Below are 17529 nucleotides of genomic sequence, written 5' to 3' on the forward strand. Positions count from 1 at the left end.
ACTGATAAAGTCAAGGGGGAGGCACTTACCTCCTCACAACGCCTCTGAATGAGCTTCCCTCGATGAAAAACCCATAGACAATGAGTCGCATCGCTCCAATATAGGAGCGACAATCTCAAGAGCCTCATTAAACTGATGCTTTGCGCATCTTGCCTCAAGAACAGACAAGAATGCGGCCAGTTCAACGACTCTTACATCAACACCTTCAAGACAACGCCGAACAGAAGCCGCCTCACGAAGCGCATCACCAACCTGCTTTATCTCTTTCTGGCCCACGCCAAAACCAACGCCAATAGGCTCAAGTGACCAACGACCCCAGTTAACTAGAACTTCTGAGTTAGCTTGATGTAACTCACCAACATTAACAGGACGCATATCTGGATTAAAAAAAGTAAGTGGCAACAACCGTAATTTAGTTTTAATTTCCGGCAAATGGTTTATTAGGCGATTTACTTGCTCTTTCTCATTTTCAGAGGAGACCGCAATAGAGATCTTTTTAATATCAGATTCGTGCAGACGCTGCCAAAGTAACGCTTTGGACCGTTGGTAGCGGTCCGAAAGCACTAGCGGGGGCTCTACCTTCAAAATACTGGTTCGTAGCGCATATGTCGCTGACCGTATATCCTTCGGCTTCGCAGGTAATTCAGAGCACGGTAGCCTGTAAACCTGACAGGTAAAATCATTAATACCGTCAACCCCAACGAGCTCAGGCGCTGGTAGACCTTGTGGGAACTCGCTCAAAAGGGTTGATTCATGCATCGCCAGGTTATTATTTTTTTTGTCATAGAACTTTACTAGGTAATTGTCCAAGCCCTCGGTACCCTTCACAAGCAATACTGCGATTCCTGGAGAGCTTGATGCATGCCAAAAAACCCCATCACACCCCTTCCAAGCCTCAACAAGGCCAGAAATGATGGAATTAACCCATTCGACTACAGTATCTCGATTCAGAAGCGACCAGATACCCTTAGCTTTAGCATCTCGGTTAGGCAGCAGAACTTTCTTGTGAAAGAACAGAGCATCAATCTTTAGGCGTTGAGAAGAGAGACGATGCACATCATTTATAACGGCAGAGAATCGACCAAAAAGCTGCCGACACAGGAGAACTGATAAGATTGCAACAATAACTGATGGGGGCGTCATAAAGGTAAAGTCAATAACCAAGTATGCAAAGGCGACAAAAAAACCTACTCCCGCAAACAACCCTGTTACACCCTGAGGGTTGTCACTCAAATGACTTTGAAAGGAAGAGCTTAACTTGGCGAAAGAGTTAACACCAACCGCCCAAGCGATAACATAGCATATCAATACGGCCGCCATATCCAGATAAAATATGGCAATCGCGGTCAGCGAAAGAACAATGAATACGCCACCAGCAAAAACACGGGAAACACGTTTGTAGGCGTTCCTGGCTATAGTGTCTTGATTTTGAAATAGTACGACTTTTTTGTTATGAGACAGGACTTGGCTTGATGCTCCTTCAGTCACAACATTAATCAGCCGCTCAGAAGCTAAATGCACAACATAAAATATGACTGCAGACAAACTGATCCCAAGTATCAAAACGTCACGACCAAGGGCTTCAAGGAACTCTGGGAAATACCGAGGTATGCCGGTAGAGCCGAGCAAAATTACAACCTTCAATGGCAAAAAGAAGGCAAGTATCATTGCAATCTGCGACACGAGGGTAAGAACAACAATAAGAGAAGTGCGCCAGAATACCACCCTTTTAAACTTGGAAGCGAGTGAGAGGCACCAGCGCAGAGAGCTACGCACGCCAGAAGTCATACCTTAATTTCCTTAGGAAATACTCCAAAAAATATTCTCGATGGAGGACAGCTCGTTCTCACATCGGCTACACAGCGACCCAATAGCGACGTGTGGATCTTAGAGGGGGGAGCCAGCAATACTACTCCTACGCTACGTACATCACTGCTCACATCAGAGCTAAGATAAATCAACTTACAGCCGCTCCCAAAGTTTACCCTGTAGAACTTCAACAGCTTTATGCAAGCCATGCCGGGCCGGTAAGAGAACGGTTACCGACCCGTACTGAGAGTAGTGATATCTTTCACCCAAATATTTTTCAACTGCGAAGTATGGGTACATAAATGCCCTTAGAGACCCCGCAATTGCCTGAAGCCAGGGGGTAGAATTGTACTATCCACTTATTAATCGACATGATTCCTTTGCGATCCCCAGCAACTCAATGCGTGCAAGACGCATAGCTACTTTCTTGTCGCGATATGTAAGCTCTACTCCAGACCACCGTGCTCAAGACAAAAGCCCCTGTCATCTACGCGCTAAACGTCTAAACGGTCCACTAGCTTTGCGGTCAAAAAAGGACAATAGCTGGGATCTTCATAGAGTTCGTCGTAACTCACAGATGATAGAGCTATACACCCAGCCAGCTCACAGGAGTTAAAACATCAAGACGAGACACATACCCCCGCAACTCAGAAAATTCATTCAGGGAGTAATTGAGCTCATCGACGTGAGCCTGCCCAAACTCGGAGCTGTAGCGATCATCCCTCTTAAACATGCCCTTAAAAAACTTAATCCCTCTTGCATTGCCCCCATTGCTGATCTTGTGGTTTCCGGCAATGTAATGTGATCCTGCCTTTAAACGTGAAGAATCGTATTTTCGCCCATTTAACCATGACTGGGCCAACCCCGATTTACCCTCGTCATCTAAGTCGATAAACTCTTCAAGTGAAACCACCTTGACAGGTATGCCGTGCCGCTGGCTTACTTCAGCCGCCCAGGCCACTCTGTCAACCAGGGTTGTATAGTATGTGAGCGCAGATTCTCTGAACTTTAGCCACCTAAACTCGTTGCTATAGGAGTGAAAGCTTTGCTTCAATGAGCGGGTGTAAAAGCTATAAGTATGAGCCATTGGATCCTTAAGCAGAACAACCAACGCATCTGGGAGACCCGTAGTCTTATCATAAAAATAGGGATTTTTATCGCCAGTTACGAGCACATCCAAACCAAGGATGTCCGCACATTTATTGTATATTGGACGCTTTACATTTTGAATTTTGGCAATATTTTCGGCGGTGAATAGCGGGCATGAAGAACCACACTCTCTGCATTCACCTTCTCTTCCAGAGTACACCTTGTGTATCTCGCCCACATGGGAAAGCCCCTCGTATCCGCCTAGTAAGTGACCAAACACTGTGCTACCACCGAAATTTGGTGAGACAATTCCTAAACTTCTCATTAATCGCTATCCAACCAACTTGTGCTTAAAAACAAAATTTAACAATCAATTAATCAGCAGCCAAACTTAAGCGTACATTATCACTCACATTACCACCGCTAATAAATTCGTAGATATCCATATTACTAGCAAGTTCCCCTGTGTAACGAGAGACTTCTCGGCAATGGACATCGTAAATTCGCCTTTGCTCTTCCTCGCTGAACTTAGCAATTAGATACTCAAAGTCAGTCAGAAACTTCCTCTTCAAGTTCAACATGTCAGCTCCATAGAGCTTATTGTCCACTGCGGACTTTTCAGGAGCCAACCTGACCAGAGCCTCTCTTACTACGCCAATTTGGAACTGCTCGAAGAAACGCAAATTGAATTCGAGATCCTGATGCCGTCGATAAGACTCATCAAAACCGTTCACTGCCAAGATCGCGCTTGCCTTGTATGTTGCAGTATTGGTATGCAAATAGTGCCTAAAATAGTCAAGCATGAAAATTTCCCTCGTCAAATCTCCATCCTTGAATCTACCCAAGTCCAATCTGGGCGAATTCCAGCCAAGGAAACCACAGTAGACAGCCCCGATTGACTCGCTTGACCCTATCAGCTCTTGGACACTCTTGGATATCCTTCCGGGCAGATAAATGTCGTCATCATCAAGAAAACAAATATACTCTCCAGTACTAGCGAAGATTCCCGAATTTCGAGCGGCAGCCCCGTTAGCATTTTTAACATGCTGGACCATCCTGATACGCCTCTTAGGATAGCGTTTGCCGCAGTCTTCAATGACTTGACTCGTCTCGCGCGAGAAACTGGAATCTACACCGTTGTCATCAACAACGATCAGCTCAGTATCGTGATAGTCTTGCTCCAAGACGCTCTCAACTGCCCTCTGAAGATGTTCAGATCGCTTATAGGTTGGAATTACGACTGAAACTCGACCTGCCACCCGCTCCTCTACTGATAGGTTAACCTCCTTGAGGGGACCACTAGTCGATCCACCGGAAAGGGTGTCTAGAACCGCATCATGAATATCCTTCTCGCTAAGAGGAGTTTCTTTTTCCGCCTCAAACAAAACGTCGAGCGTCAAAGATGTAGATGCATATAACTGATCATTTACATTCTCTACATGGTACTCACTTGGCAACATCGCTCTGTTGTGAAGAGGAGATATCCCGTTCTCATTAACGAAATAAAAATTAACAAGATAAGGTAAACCAGGGTCAGCCTTAAAATCGAGTAACCGCAAGTTGTCACTTGACTTCAGTACAACTCCAACACATGGTTTCTGTGCAGGATATTTGAAGTCGGAGACCCACCAACCGACGCGATTAGAATGCGTATACTGTGAACGAGCACCCCGGATTGCGCTATCACCCACATCAGGCATCACGAGATAGGGATAGGCGACAAAGCATGAACTTTGGTATTTTTCATAGAGGTAGCCAATCGGGAAGTTATCAAATGGTGCATCCAAATAACTGAGGTTTTCGATTAACTCATCGAAGATCGATTCATTGACCCCAATCGCAAAAGACCCCTTGGTTTTATGTAACTCAGGTCTGTAAAAGCCCCTTTTTAGAGACTCAGAAACATCGACTCCACCCCAGTCATATTGAGAGGCTCCCAGCAGCAAAATTCTCCAATCATCAGATACGGAAGTGATGAATCGATGAAATCTTTGCTTAAAGTCATAACAAAGAATTATGTCATCCTCTACTATAAGAATATTCTTAAAACCCCGCGACTTTGCATCATTCATTATAGATATATACGTGTATATATATCCTAGCGCGCCGGGAGACTCGATCATCTTTGATCCACGCCTCTTTTCGTAGTCACTGCAATCCGAAAAATGAGCCATCTTGCCCAGCGGCCTCTTCATATACTCCTGAAAGTCCTGCAACGGTCGCCCTTCATAACCATTTACTGCCGGATACCAATCATAGTCAATGCCTAGAGATCTAAGCTGGAAGCCGACTTTAATCCTCTTTTCCAGGTCATGCTCCAAACTAACCAAATAGACCTTGTCAAAGACAGCGCTTAACTCGACGCAGTTTTCAGGGCACTTCGATTGATCTGCCTTAACCTGGCGATAATACAGATAATCAACCTGACTCTTACCTGCCAACTTCCTTGTGCTGTAGTCGTATATCTCATCAATGAAGTCAATAATGGAACTTGGCCTGCTATCCATCCCTAGACCAGCAGGCGAGCACTTAGCGATAGCCTCACCGAGACTGACTAAGGCTGCACCATTTTCGGGTGAGTCCGACATCCCGCGGTCGTTCAAAAAATCGCTCGCACCGCAAGCTTGTTCATAAATCCAGGCATCACGTAGTCCAGAGGGCATCTCGGAGGATAATCCTTGCGGTTTGCGCCCCCCCGAGAAGAACTGGCTAAGGTCAATTGAATTCTTGGACGAAGCTCTTAGAATTAATTGCCGGCCACTTGCCACGTTGTCCGCTGGGGAGGGTCGAAGCATCGAGGGCTCTTGAGGGCAACGCTCCATAGAAGCCAGAAAATATTTAGCTTTTTTGCCGGCAGAGTCTATAACTTTTTTTATCTTCAGAAACTCTTCATTTGACAAAATGCAATTGCCATCCCACGGAAGAACCCACTTATAGCCATTCTTTGCTCCACAATTAAGAGCAAAGTTTTTGGCGCCTAGATTGTTAAGAAGGTATGCGCTACGGTGGGAACGAATTGCCACCTTATGGACTAACTCACGAAGATCAGGGAGTGCCCTAATACAATTTTCCCCCTCACCAGGGGTAGGCTGCTCAACTAGCGGAATCTCTTTGAATCGGTCGGCCTCAAAGGCCAATTCGAGATAGGGCATTTTATAGTAACGCAATAGCCTTACTATCTTTTCCAGCTTGTGCCTTGATACGACTCGGTTGATAATGAATAGCTTGTCGACTCCAGGAAACTCACCTTCATTTTTAAGAATATATTCCAGATTACCCAGGCTCTGGTTCTCATCATGCAAGCCCTGAATGTCGTTCCCTATAGTTCTCACAAAAAGAATGTACTGGCCTGGTTTGCGTTTAGGTATTTTATATATTGGAGGGCGTGTTGCGGACTCCCGGACAGTATTCAGTCGAATTCCTGGGTATATTAATCCTTTCAGGGTTCTACCTGAGAAAGGCAGTTTAAGATTCAGCGCATCGATCCCACACTCATTTTTGAGCTTACGATAAATATACCTTGCAGCACGATAGGCGATTATTTTCATTTCTTTAAATGCCTTGCGTATAAACGTAGCTCTTCCGGCCATTATTTACTCCAAAAATCAATGAGCACCATCACTTTCAGGCTCGAAATTGTACTAGGACCTGGCAAGAATGATGTAACAGGCAACGCCTATCGCAGCTTCAGCTTTCATTTCGAAAGTGATTCAACCGTTCCATCAACTTCGCGTTGTAAATCCTCGATCTCCGCTTGCAGTGCTTGAAACTCTGCAACCTTGGAATTCAGGAACCTAAGAGTGATTCTAGCTTTTTCCTCGATGCCCTTCGGGGTCAGCAGGTAAGCATAAGCTTGCTTGTTTCGACTGCTTTTAAAGTTTTTAGCTTTAATGAGTCCCACTTCAATCAAAGCCTTGAGGCAATAGTTAACCTTCCCAAGGCTGATACCTAGCTCCTTGGCGAGTTCTCGCTGACTGAGGTGAGGGTTTTGTGAGAGTAGCTTCAACACTCTATAGCTGTATTCGTCACTAGGCATCAAAAGTACCCTATTCCTAGCGTTAAAACTTCGACAATCCGACGACTGAAGTCGCTTTCATGTGGCTTAAACATGCATACCAATTCATGACCGTTCAACGGCTGAACGGAATGATACTCGAATCCTGTCCGGCACTCAACGCAAGAATGGAGACAAATTGGTGGGCGGAAAAAAAAGTTGGCACTGCGCAGGCTTCAATCGTATTGGCTATATTTTGAGCGCGAGCTAGCAACTCAGAGAAAGATAGTGACCTCCATCAATGAGCACAGCGTATTGACGCATCAATATTAAACATTGTGCTAAAAGGCAACTAAGCCAGATTACTGCGCCTATCTGGGAACCGGAACTCCTAGAGGCAACTTCCTCTTTTTCAGAATCTGCTCTAACTGCCCTTGCCAAGTTAAATGCTCAGCTCGGCGGGGAGAATCATCTTTAAGTATACCGTCTACAACTGGAGTAACAGCCTCAACCGTCAGGCCAGAAACAAAAGCCTCTCGTGCTCGTAAATACTGGCATGGATCAGGGTCATTAAAGTGCGCCTGAAGCTTAGTAGCGATATTTTCTCGGGTAACAGGGATAATCGCACCCTGATTGACCAAACCTTCCAGGGGAGGTGTTTTCTGCGCAAAGACAGTCAAGCCCATGGCTAAAGCATCAATTAATTTAGCCGGCAACTGGAACTGGGAGACCTGTGCTGTCTCATCTTGAAGTAGTATACAGACATCTCCTAAGGCGATAATGTCTGGTGCTCGCTCATATGGTTGCTCGCCAATCAAGATTATTTCAAGCCCAGAAATATTAGCTAGCTCCCTTTTCAACTCTACATCTGGCTCGCCTCCGGCAACAACATAACAAATGTCTGATCTCTGTAGAGAGGCCAGAACACGGGCCGTCTCTGCAACGCCTTTATGCTTTCTAGGTGTACCAAAAAAAAGTACAACCTTGGTATCTTCGGAAATACCAAACTCTCGACGACTCGCTTTGCTGCGAAGAAGGGAAGGACGAAAGCGGCTCTCAGGACGAACATGGGGAATTATCTGTCCACCATAGCGCTTCTGTAAGGCTGGGTTCGAAACAGTAACACCATCAAATTGATCAACCATTCCGACAGCCAATTGAGTCCACAGCTTTTGACGTAAATCCTTAAGTTCCGGGAGGGCACCATGATTTCGTATAAATTCCCGGGGATTGAGTGGCGCGTCTGCCTCGACAAATGCGAGCTCCTCATCGTCAACGTCCATAATGACACGAGCCCCCCATACCAACTGGTATAGCCATCCAAAAATCACATTGTGAATTCTGGGCTTCGACAGGTGGACAACATCATAAGGATGCTGAATCACAAGCTCTAATGCCTGTCTGGCAAACTCTGCATCGGATTCTACAATAATGTAGCTGCAATTAAACGAAGACGAACGTATAGGTGGCCAAAGTTCGTCACCATAACCTGGCATCATGCAGCCAAGAATCTCCACGTCTGCATGTGGGGCGTAGGCTTCAGCCAGAGCCATTGCACGGCCAGCGGGATTGTGAGAGAGGCTCCAGCAACATACGCCGACCTTCTTACGCTGTCCACGACGAGAGCGCAGCCATCGCTTTCGAGCCAGGCTCAGCCAGAACTCTGAACAGTCTGCAGGGTTACACCCCCTAAGAGAATCCAAAAAATAGAGCGCGACCGCTTTTTCTGGAAGCTCCGACCGCAATGACTGGTACGCAACTTCACGTAGCGTCAATCCCTGAAATTTGTTCGACATAATTACATCATCATTAGAATGAAACACCTGCTTTGATTAACAGGTTTTTATAGCGATCAACTTGCCTCCTAAGCAGCTCAACATCGGATAAAGAACGACCACTCTCTTCTGAAGAAAGTAAAGTATTGGCACCTTCAACATAACGTTGTATAAACTGATCAATGATCCTGCCTACCACGTAGTCACTTGCGTGAGCCAAATCGTTCTGCCAGCTGATTTCAGTGCGGTTGTACATGACAGACTCAAAGCTTGGAAAATAGTCCACGCCCGTGAACTCATCAACAACCATCTCGCAAGCGACTCGCAATAAAGATTTAGAGTAGCAATTGGCAACAACCACATCTTTATCCGTAAATGTACGAGCCAACGATACCGGAGAAGTCGTAATAACTACATTCCGCACACCATTTTCTTGTAATATTTCTACAGATTTTCGCAAATAATCAAGGATATCATCCAGTTCCAACAAAACAAACTGATAGCGATCTGGAAAACTATTAACCGCTTTAGGGTGCGGAGGCTGATTCAAAACAACCTCAAACTCCTTATCATACCAGCACTCAACCATGCCCAGCGTCAATATCGCTGCCTCACATTCAGCAACGGACTGAAAGTACTTTTTCAATGTACCTCGAAAATCGCGAGCCAGACTCAGCTCTTGGGGCTCTTCACCAGACTTCAAGCATGGATCAATAAACTTCCCACCAACATCAATTAAAATATCGTCATAAAACGTTTCTTTCTCAAATGCCCAGGCTAACTCGTGATAGATTTGTGCCGGGTTATACTTATTAATAATTCCCGTTTTTCGCGCGGAATTTACTTTATAGGGACACTCTAGCTCTAAGCTTTTGACTTCAATACCGCTCTGAGAAAGCGATTCTTCAACGTTCCTGGCAAAACAGGACCCTATAGCAAAAATTTTACTGCCCTTCGTAAGCTTAAATGTAGGTTCAAGATAGGGAATCGTTACAGATTTTTCAAGACGAGTTCTCGCAGACAACTCCCCCTGTGACCACTTACCATAAGTATTCGCTTTAGCACGCTTCAAGGCATCTCTAGCGTTATATCGTTTCATATTAACCTCAAAATAACTTTATTCACATGGCTATAATCAATATTGGACTGACAATAATATAACTAATCTACGATTCACGCTTTAACCAACAGCAACTTGTCCACAACTTCCATAATCAGCCTATCCACGCTTTCACAATCAACAGAGTCAGGGTGCAAGATATCCATCACGGATCCACTAAATTCCAATTCCTCAGCCCCGCCGCAACTCTCGGGGGGGGAGAACCCCTTAAATATGTCACAGCCTAATAGCTTCCTTAGCTCCTTGACTTGCTCACTGTGATTGCACCTGATTATCCGCTCCACCTGGTGAGAGAGCCGAGGCTTACAAGACCTTGCGGATCTCGATTTCTCAACCTCTTGGACCATCTTAATTAATTGGTTTGTTGCAGCATTAATTTGATTATCTCTGCCAGAATGGCATACCGATCGATAGGTTTGAAGGAATCTCATGCCGGCCGCAGATAACGACTGATTGGACGAAGTGAAGCTGCCCTCCACTGAGTTAAATTCGCAACCTAAGAACCTTCCACAAACATCGATAAAGTCAGCGACCACACTGCCATTTATCAATTCTTTCGGATCAAACTCTCTAATCTCAGTATCAGGGAAGAACCTTTTCCACCTCTTTATAATCGAAACATAATCAAAAAAGAAACTGGTGGGGCTTTCAAATGTGTGTGACGCTTTTATTCTCTGCTGCACCGCTGACAAATAATATGAAGAAGGCTCCCGCAAATAGATCAATACCTTTATCTGGTCAAAATTAAAATCCCTAAGATAGCTGGCAAAATCAGCGACTTCACCTTCATTGAAACCAGAAAGATACTCAGAAGAGACGACCAGATTATCCTCAGAGAAAAGGTAATTACGGAACTTCGACTCAATTTTGGAAACAAAGCGCCTAAACTTCAAATCATCGTCCGGGTACTTAGATCTGAACTCTCGGGCACATCTTTGGTGAGTCTGAAATATCGTTGTTATTTCATTATGATTTGTCTTCTTTGAGAGCACGGGGTACGTTAGGTCTCGCAAACCTCTCGAACGTGAGAGATCCGAGAAGACTCGCTGGATTGAGCTACTGCCAGTCTTTCCTGTGCCAATATGTAAAAGCAATTTTTTCATATGATTTCAGTAAAAAAGCTTCCCTTCAAGAAGCAATGATTACACAGGTAAAAAACGCCATTTCTTGCCGCTCTTACTTTTAGTTTCCGGCTTAACCTTGTATTCCTTTCTAAGGGATTCCACCTCCTCAGCTTCGAACCGACCACCGAAGTATGAATTGAATCTCTCAGCAAAAATCTGGTCATCATATAAGTTAGAGCCGCCCGCATCTTTCCGATAATCCACTTCGAGCAACACGCTGTCTGAACAGTACACGTAGTTATTATCAAGTTTGGCCAAAACTGTTATTTCATTATCAGCTTTATGCGAACGGTAGCTTGAAGCAAGTATTTCATCATCATAAAACTTTCTAACCCAGCGCTTTCGAACCATACCAAAAGCTGCGATACGACCTTTCCATTTACCGTCGTTAAAACCGAGCACCCCCTTGCCGGAATTCTCAAGTGCAGCATATGCCTCATTTAGCCAGTTCCGGCCCGGAAAAGCGTCTTGCGCAACGTAGCAAATAAAGCGGGAATCAATTTTTCTGGCAGCTTGATTTAAGGTAGCTATAAAACCTTTGCGAATGTCATCCATTACTATAACTACAGAGCAATCAATGCCGGCCCTGGAAAGCATTATTTCTGCAGCTTTCTTTCCAAGCTCCAAATCAATACATGGCATCACAACACAAACTTTCTTTGAGCCATTGTACGAAAAGTTATCAAGTTTGCTCGACGATGTAACGATGAGATTCTCAGAATATAGAGCGCTCCCAAAAAGTTGATTGACTTCATACCTGGAGGCAGCAGCTTCAGCGTCACTATCAAAGAGTATTGGAGAATAGGTAGATCTGATAAAAGATGAAGCTTTCTCCTTTATCTCCTCAAGATCAGATAGGAAATGAGCGCGAAAATCCCTTTGCCGAAAAACTAACTTTGCTATGCCAGCAGTGATGTTGGGTACATATCTCTGTTGATGAAGAAGAGACTTGACACTGTGAACGATCACTTCCTTAGCCAGGATGGCTTCACCATAAACCGTAAGTGTTAAACTATGCTTGACCAGGAAACTTCGAAGGCGATCATGAACTTTAGCTCTAGGGTCAAATTCAGGTGAATTGATTTGTACCAAGCAAAATGTAAGGCCCTTATCACGACAGCTCTCAATAAAATCAATAGCGTTGTCTGCTGAATTGATATTTCTAAAGTCGTCGATCAAGCAAAGATCGACTTTGGATTCGTATGAAGATATTCCCGGTCGCATAGGCAAAGGCACTGGATACCTTACCTGACCTCCTAGACCGTAATTAAGCTCTGAATCCTCACTATGTCGATGGAAAAACTCATAGCTTTCCAAGTACTCTCTTCGTGCACCAAACGGAAATCCGTTATACCCGAACTTAGAGCTGTTTGTAAGAGAGCGTTCTTCTACTCTCCCCAAAGAAGTCACAGCGTCCAACTCTTGAACTCTGTCTCTTCCGAACATCCTTATAAGCCGTTTGTAAAACTCGCCATCCGCTCCAAACTTAACTGCATCCCAGCCTCCAAGAAATGGCAGCACCTCATTTTTTCGGAACATCAGAGATGAGATATTGAGATGCTTATAAAACGGATTTCCCCTGCGAATTGCGTCTAAGTTTTCTGTCGTCCGAATCCAGCAGGCAACATTTGCTACCAGATTGGGATTTTCTATCAGGGACTCGACTTGTAACTGAATTTTCTGTGGATGGCTCCAATCATCAGAGTCAACCACTGTCACGAAATTACCATTCGCAATCTTTAGCGCTGAATTACGCGATACATAGGGCCCTGAATTACAACTATTCTTTAACAGCCTTATCCGATCATCAAAACGCGCCAACTCCTCAACTACCTGCACGGTGTTGTCTGAACTGTTATCATCGACAACTATAATTTCAATGTTGTACCACGTCTGAGAAAGCATTGAAAAAAGGGTAGTTTTTATCTGGTGTTCAGCATTATAAGCGGGAACAATAACGGAGACCTTTAGTTGTGATTCTATATACCTAAACCTATTAATAGGACTTGCAGGAAAAATTGAATCGTACAAGGCTTCCTGGCCGAATTTCACATAGCGAACCGGCGACAAATTGTATTTGGAAAAAACCTGGTTTATAAGTTCAATCTTCCCATTTTCCGTTCCCGCACTATTCATCTCGGACACTAGGTAATCGACATGCAGTGAATCTTGACTTTTGGCGGAAATTTCATCGCCTGATCCGCTCTCGCTAAACGAATCAAAGAGAAGAAACTCCAAGTACTTAAGGATAATCGGGTTCTTGCAGTCGCGTCGTAGCGTAATGATGAGATTTTGAGTTTCAGAAGCCTTAAATTTTTGCGGATTATCCAGGCGATGCAAGACTATTTGCCAAAGAGCATGCTCACGAATCTCGTGGGACTTGTCATTCTCTGCAAGAAAGGTGAGCTCTTCATATCCTTCGTTTGAAAAACCGAGCTCTTTTAGTAGACAAGCGGCTTTTTTAACTTTATACGGAGGCTTGTAGCGTGAGTACTCCTTCTTTAGTGGCTCTTTTGATAAAGCCTGATTTTCTACAGAGCTACTACCCGAATACACAGAACGATAAAATCCTGGCTGCTTATACCCACTATCCACTTTTCCTGTATTATGAGAAAAAATGTAATACCAGGGATTCGCTTGCTCCCGAATATCGTTCTTCTCCTCGAACAGTCGATAGTCTATAGAGTGCTTTTGTATAGCATACATAACTGACAACTGGTCTCGCCGACTGCCACAATCTAACTCGCTCCACCAGGCTTCATTAAACTTGTTAACAGTTGGATCGTTTTTTCGAAGGACTACATTCGTTTCAAACAGACCGTAATCTTCCGGGAATGACTCCGCTCGATATTTTTCAAGCTGGTTACTCATCAGACCAAAATCGTCTTTCTTAAGCTCCTTGCATTTCTCAATTTCCTGATAAATGCAAGTGCGTTCCGGGTGTTTCCTGAACGTTATTCCGACTTCCTCTTTGATTAACTCATTGATATACTCAGAAAAATCACCGGATTTTAAAAGCACATTTCCATCAATCCAGAGTGTGTATTCCCTATCGGGAAGCACCTTGTGTGGATTTAGCTTTATATACCTGGCAATCCTTACCGGGTCTAAATCATCTACTGGTAGCGGCCGAACCTCAAAGATAGTTTCGCCGAAAATCTCCAGATCAGTGAAAATAACATAATCCCAATCATCAACAATCAATTCGGGCAAGATGACATCATCGTAGCCACCCGTTATTGAAGTATAAACAGTAACTTTTGCCTTACGGTTCGCTTTGGCAGCGTTATATTCCCTAACCCGGTCAAGCAACACCTTATCTGACGGAGATAACTCTTTAGATATACGCTTTACATCATTCAGCTTGGGAGCTGTAGAAACATCAAATTCTTGATGATCCCTGACACTCCTCGCATATTCAAGATTAAACGTTATTTGATCAGCTAGCTCAGGCGCAGCTGCTAACGCCTTTTTATACATAGCAATTGCAAGATCTATGTCCCCTTCACGAAACGCACTATTCCCCTTAGATAACGCCGTTTCTTTTAATTCTGCACTCTTGGACATATCAATCCAACTCCGTACTTACTTTATATTTATGTCAAATATTCGAACTTTTAATTTAAAGCTATCTTGCCTGATATCGCGCACTGGGTGCCGAGGGACTGCCTGTCACTATTTGCAGGGTGTAGCCTTTATTCATTGAACTATCATCGAGAGGCACTAGAAAAAATTCTGACCAACGCGGTTGGCGTTACAGGAAATCGACAATGTATGCCCAATAACGGCGAATTCTTTATTCTGCTTACTCTTAAAACTACCCAGTAAACCCTTTCAAAACTTGTCCCGAAAATTTGGTAGTCAGTAAGGCCGATATCTATTGAGCTTGATAACTCCAGATTCAAGTAGCCTGTCAAATAGCATTTTGGGTCTATTCTTGCCGGGCATATTTCGTTAAGACAGAATTTCATTAGTCTTTAGCCAATCTCTTCAACCAGAGAATCTAGCAGACTTTGAGGCGACATCGCTCCTTCTCGCTTAATGAAACTTTTAAGTAACTCCTCTGAAAAATCCTCTCGTTCAGATTTTTCTAATAAAAGGTCATTATCAACCGGTATATTGTTAAACCCCGTTACCACAAGTAAGCCTGTGGGGAATACATCTACCTTCCGGATGGTTAAATCGGGACGGTATTTTTCCAACAGCGCAGGCAGCTTCCAGACATCACCGGTCCACCCTCTCGTTTGCCTCTCTCGCTCTGCTTGAGCGGCATGACCTGGGAATATGTCATCTATTACCACGACGGTATTTGCCGCCGCGTAGCGCTCCACATTGATAAAGTCTCTTAGAACATATTCAAATAAGTGCATTCCATCAATAAACACCAAATCTGGTGACTGCGTTAAATACTGACCTGCATGGAGCCTAAAAAAGTCATCACTGCTCATTCGAAGCAAATGATGATTGTCTTGAAGAGGAATGTTTGGGCGGGGCATTGGATCGATGCCAATAGCTTTACACTCGGCCAAGAGCAAGCTCTTTCCAGTCTGTACTCCAACTTCAACATACAAGCTTGGCTTGAGCTGTTGATGAATTTGTGTTAACAGCTGGTGCTTATCGCCTTGACCAGACAATCGTTCCTTCTCTTCAGAAGCAAGGGGAAAGCTATCCTGTAATCTATAAGCTTCATCAAGGCGATCATAATATACTTGCGGCATGGACTCCTGCATCACACCAGCCAAGGATTGCCAATGCCGAATTGCATCATCATAGCGACTTTCCTGATGAGCCCGCTCGGCGAGGCGGATCAAAATCTCAGTGTCTAATGATTCCAGGCTATTGGTTAGCTCGGATTGATCTCCGAATTTCTTCAGCTCCTCAACTAAAAGGTTGAGACGGATCTGAATCTCTCGGTTTTCCTTTACCAACCGTTTATTGACAGACTTTACCTCTTCTATGCTCTTTTCCAGTAAGTGATTGTCACTCTTCAGCGACTTGACTTCTTGCGCAGTTCGATTGAGCCTCAACCTCCATTGCGTCAAGTAAGGCTTTACATCAGTAATTCTTTGACTGTCAAAGCATTGGCCGCGGAGTAGCTCCAGAAGTTCTCCAGCATTACATGAATTTTCATACGTCACACTCCGGTTAAAGGTGAGACGGATTTCCGAAAAATGGTCTAGGACCCGATTCTCCATAAGACCAGAGATAATCGCACTTTCAGCACCAGGCGCCTGAATCACTAGAAGGTTGCCTTTTCCTCCAAGATCTAAGTCCACGAGGAAATCGGAAACTGATTTGTTTTCAACGGGAAATAATTCTTGCAACCGTAGTCCAGGAAGAACATGGGATATATCAACTGCAGGGTAAATACTATTAACAGCAGAAAAGTTATAAGTAGCCAGCTTATTCAGTTTATTTTCATCAGTCACGGCATACTCTAAAACTCTTACACGAGAGTCAACCTGCGTCCGTATCCGTAGGTATTCTGCCATCGAGGGATTAGGCTCCACCAAGAGAATATCATGAGCATCCGATGCCAGATAGCAATGTAGCTCCTCCCCGCTGCCTGCACCAATGTGAATTATTTTGTCTATCCCGACTGGAACTTCTTGCATAGTAAATGCTTCACTTATACTTATCATCTAAATGGCAGAAAATAGGGGTAAGACTATATCACCCAATGCTGGCTAGGGTTTTTTACTTCCAGAAAGAGTTCTCTTTATTACCCTGGCCGGGCCCATAATTCTCCATGACGTGCTATACCTTATCTGCTCTACCTTATCCTTCGCACGCTTACTCTCGCTTCTCAGCTTTTTATTTTCAGCCAGAGCACTTTCAAGCTTGGCGGTTAAGCTTTTGTTGCTCAGAAAATAATTCTCTAAATGCTCCTGAACTCGGTGTAGTTGTTCCAGTAAAAGACTATTCTCTTTCTCAAGTGGTCGACGAGCTCTATGCTCCTCGCACAGACTAAAGATATCCACATCTGGAACAACATAGGAATTTTCCGACAATGGCAAAGTGCAAGCCTGAAGTTCAGGAATCATTCGTGACAGCTCATCAGTTTGAGCCAGTAATTGGTTGGCTAGCAGTTGGTACATTGGGGGGGCTTCCAATGTATCAGGGATGATTCTCTTTTCGGGACTTTCCGGGGTGAGCTGAAAGTGCTTAATCACACTTGTCATAAAACGCTTTGGGTTCTGAAGAATTGCCTCAACTTCCAGCAGCAAAGAGCGTTCCCGATTGTTCAGATAAAAATCAATTAAACAATTTGCTGAGGCTTTCCATTGTTCAAGGGTCTCCATCGGGTCTCTCTCAAGACTCATCGCATTCGCAACAATGATCTCTGGACGCGAATGCAACAATAGATATTTATCTGAAGTAGCTTCAGCAGGACTATGCTTGCCGCACTTATACCATTCTTCAGCTTCCAGTGGCTCCACCCTACTCCAGCCCAAGCTTTCCAGCAGTGGGGCGATCCGCTTCCAATTGGTCCCAGGCATAGCGCCTACAATCAAAGCCATTCTAACGAACTCCCAGGTCTTTAATGTATATCGTTGTTATTGAAGTGATTTTCACCGATTTTGATATCTGACTTGCATCTAAGCCAGCAATACACGG

General features: G+C 44.3%; 10 protein-coding genes. All 10 read right to left on the minus strand.

Annotation, left to right across the window (positions count from 1 at the left end; translation table 11 throughout):
- Positions 1-33 precede the first annotated feature (33 nt).
- The gene (locus LVD10_RS02235) at positions 34-1788 is read right to left on the minus strand and encodes a hypothetical protein (RefSeq protein WP_237061651.1); all 1755 of its coding nucleotides are present in this window, start codon (positions 1786-1788) and stop codon (positions 34-36) included.
- Positions 1789-2395: 607 nt separating this feature from the next.
- Positions 2396-3223, minus strand: coding sequence for a hypothetical protein (locus tag LVD10_RS02240; RefSeq protein ID WP_237061652.1), 828 nt, complete (start codon positions 3221-3223; stop codon positions 2396-2398).
- Positions 3224-3272: 49 nt separating this feature from the next.
- Positions 3273-6488 (minus strand): glycosyltransferase, encoded by a 3216-nt coding sequence (locus LVD10_RS02245; protein ID WP_237061653.1) that lies wholly within the window; start codon positions 6486-6488, stop codon positions 3273-3275.
- A 104-nt stretch (positions 6489-6592) separates the two neighbouring features.
- Positions 6593-6934, minus strand: a complete 342-nt coding sequence (locus LVD10_RS02250; protein ID WP_237061654.1) for a MarR family EPS-associated transcriptional regulator — start codon at positions 6932-6934, stop codon at positions 6593-6595.
- A gap of 329 nt (positions 6935-7263) precedes the next feature.
- Positions 7264-8688 (minus strand): glycosyltransferase, encoded by a 1425-nt coding sequence (locus LVD10_RS02255; RefSeq protein ID WP_237061655.1) that lies wholly within the window; start codon positions 8686-8688, stop codon positions 7264-7266.
- A gap of 13 nt (positions 8689-8701) precedes the next feature.
- A complete protein-coding gene (locus LVD10_RS02260) occupies positions 8702-9766 on the minus strand; it encodes a GSCFA domain-containing protein (RefSeq protein ID WP_237061656.1) in 1065 nt (354 codons plus the stop codon).
- Between the two features lie 74 nt (positions 9767-9840).
- Positions 9841-10890, minus strand: coding sequence for a hypothetical protein (locus LVD10_RS02265; RefSeq protein ID WP_237061657.1), 1050 nt, complete (start codon positions 10888-10890; stop codon positions 9841-9843).
- 39 nt (positions 10891-10929) lie between these two features.
- Positions 10930-14478 carry a glycosyltransferase gene (locus tag LVD10_RS02270; protein WP_237061658.1) on the minus strand — a complete coding sequence of 1183 codons (3549 nt, stop codon included), beginning with the start codon at positions 14476-14478 and terminating at the stop codon, positions 10930-10932.
- 410 nt (positions 14479-14888) lie between these two features.
- Positions 14889-16526 (minus strand): class I SAM-dependent methyltransferase, encoded by a 1638-nt coding sequence (locus LVD10_RS02275; protein ID WP_237061659.1) that lies wholly within the window; start codon positions 16524-16526, stop codon positions 14889-14891.
- A 72-nt stretch (positions 16527-16598) separates the two neighbouring features.
- Complete coding sequence (locus tag LVD10_RS02280) at positions 16599-17432, minus strand: hypothetical protein (RefSeq protein WP_237061666.1); 834 nt, start codon at positions 17430-17432, stop codon at positions 16599-16601.
- Between the last annotated feature and the right edge of the window lie 97 nt (positions 17433-17529).

It is taken from the genome of Microbulbifer zhoushanensis (assembly GCF_021729055.1).
Lineage (GTDB): Bacteria > Pseudomonadota > Gammaproteobacteria > Pseudomonadales > Cellvibrionaceae > Microbulbifer > Microbulbifer zhoushanensis.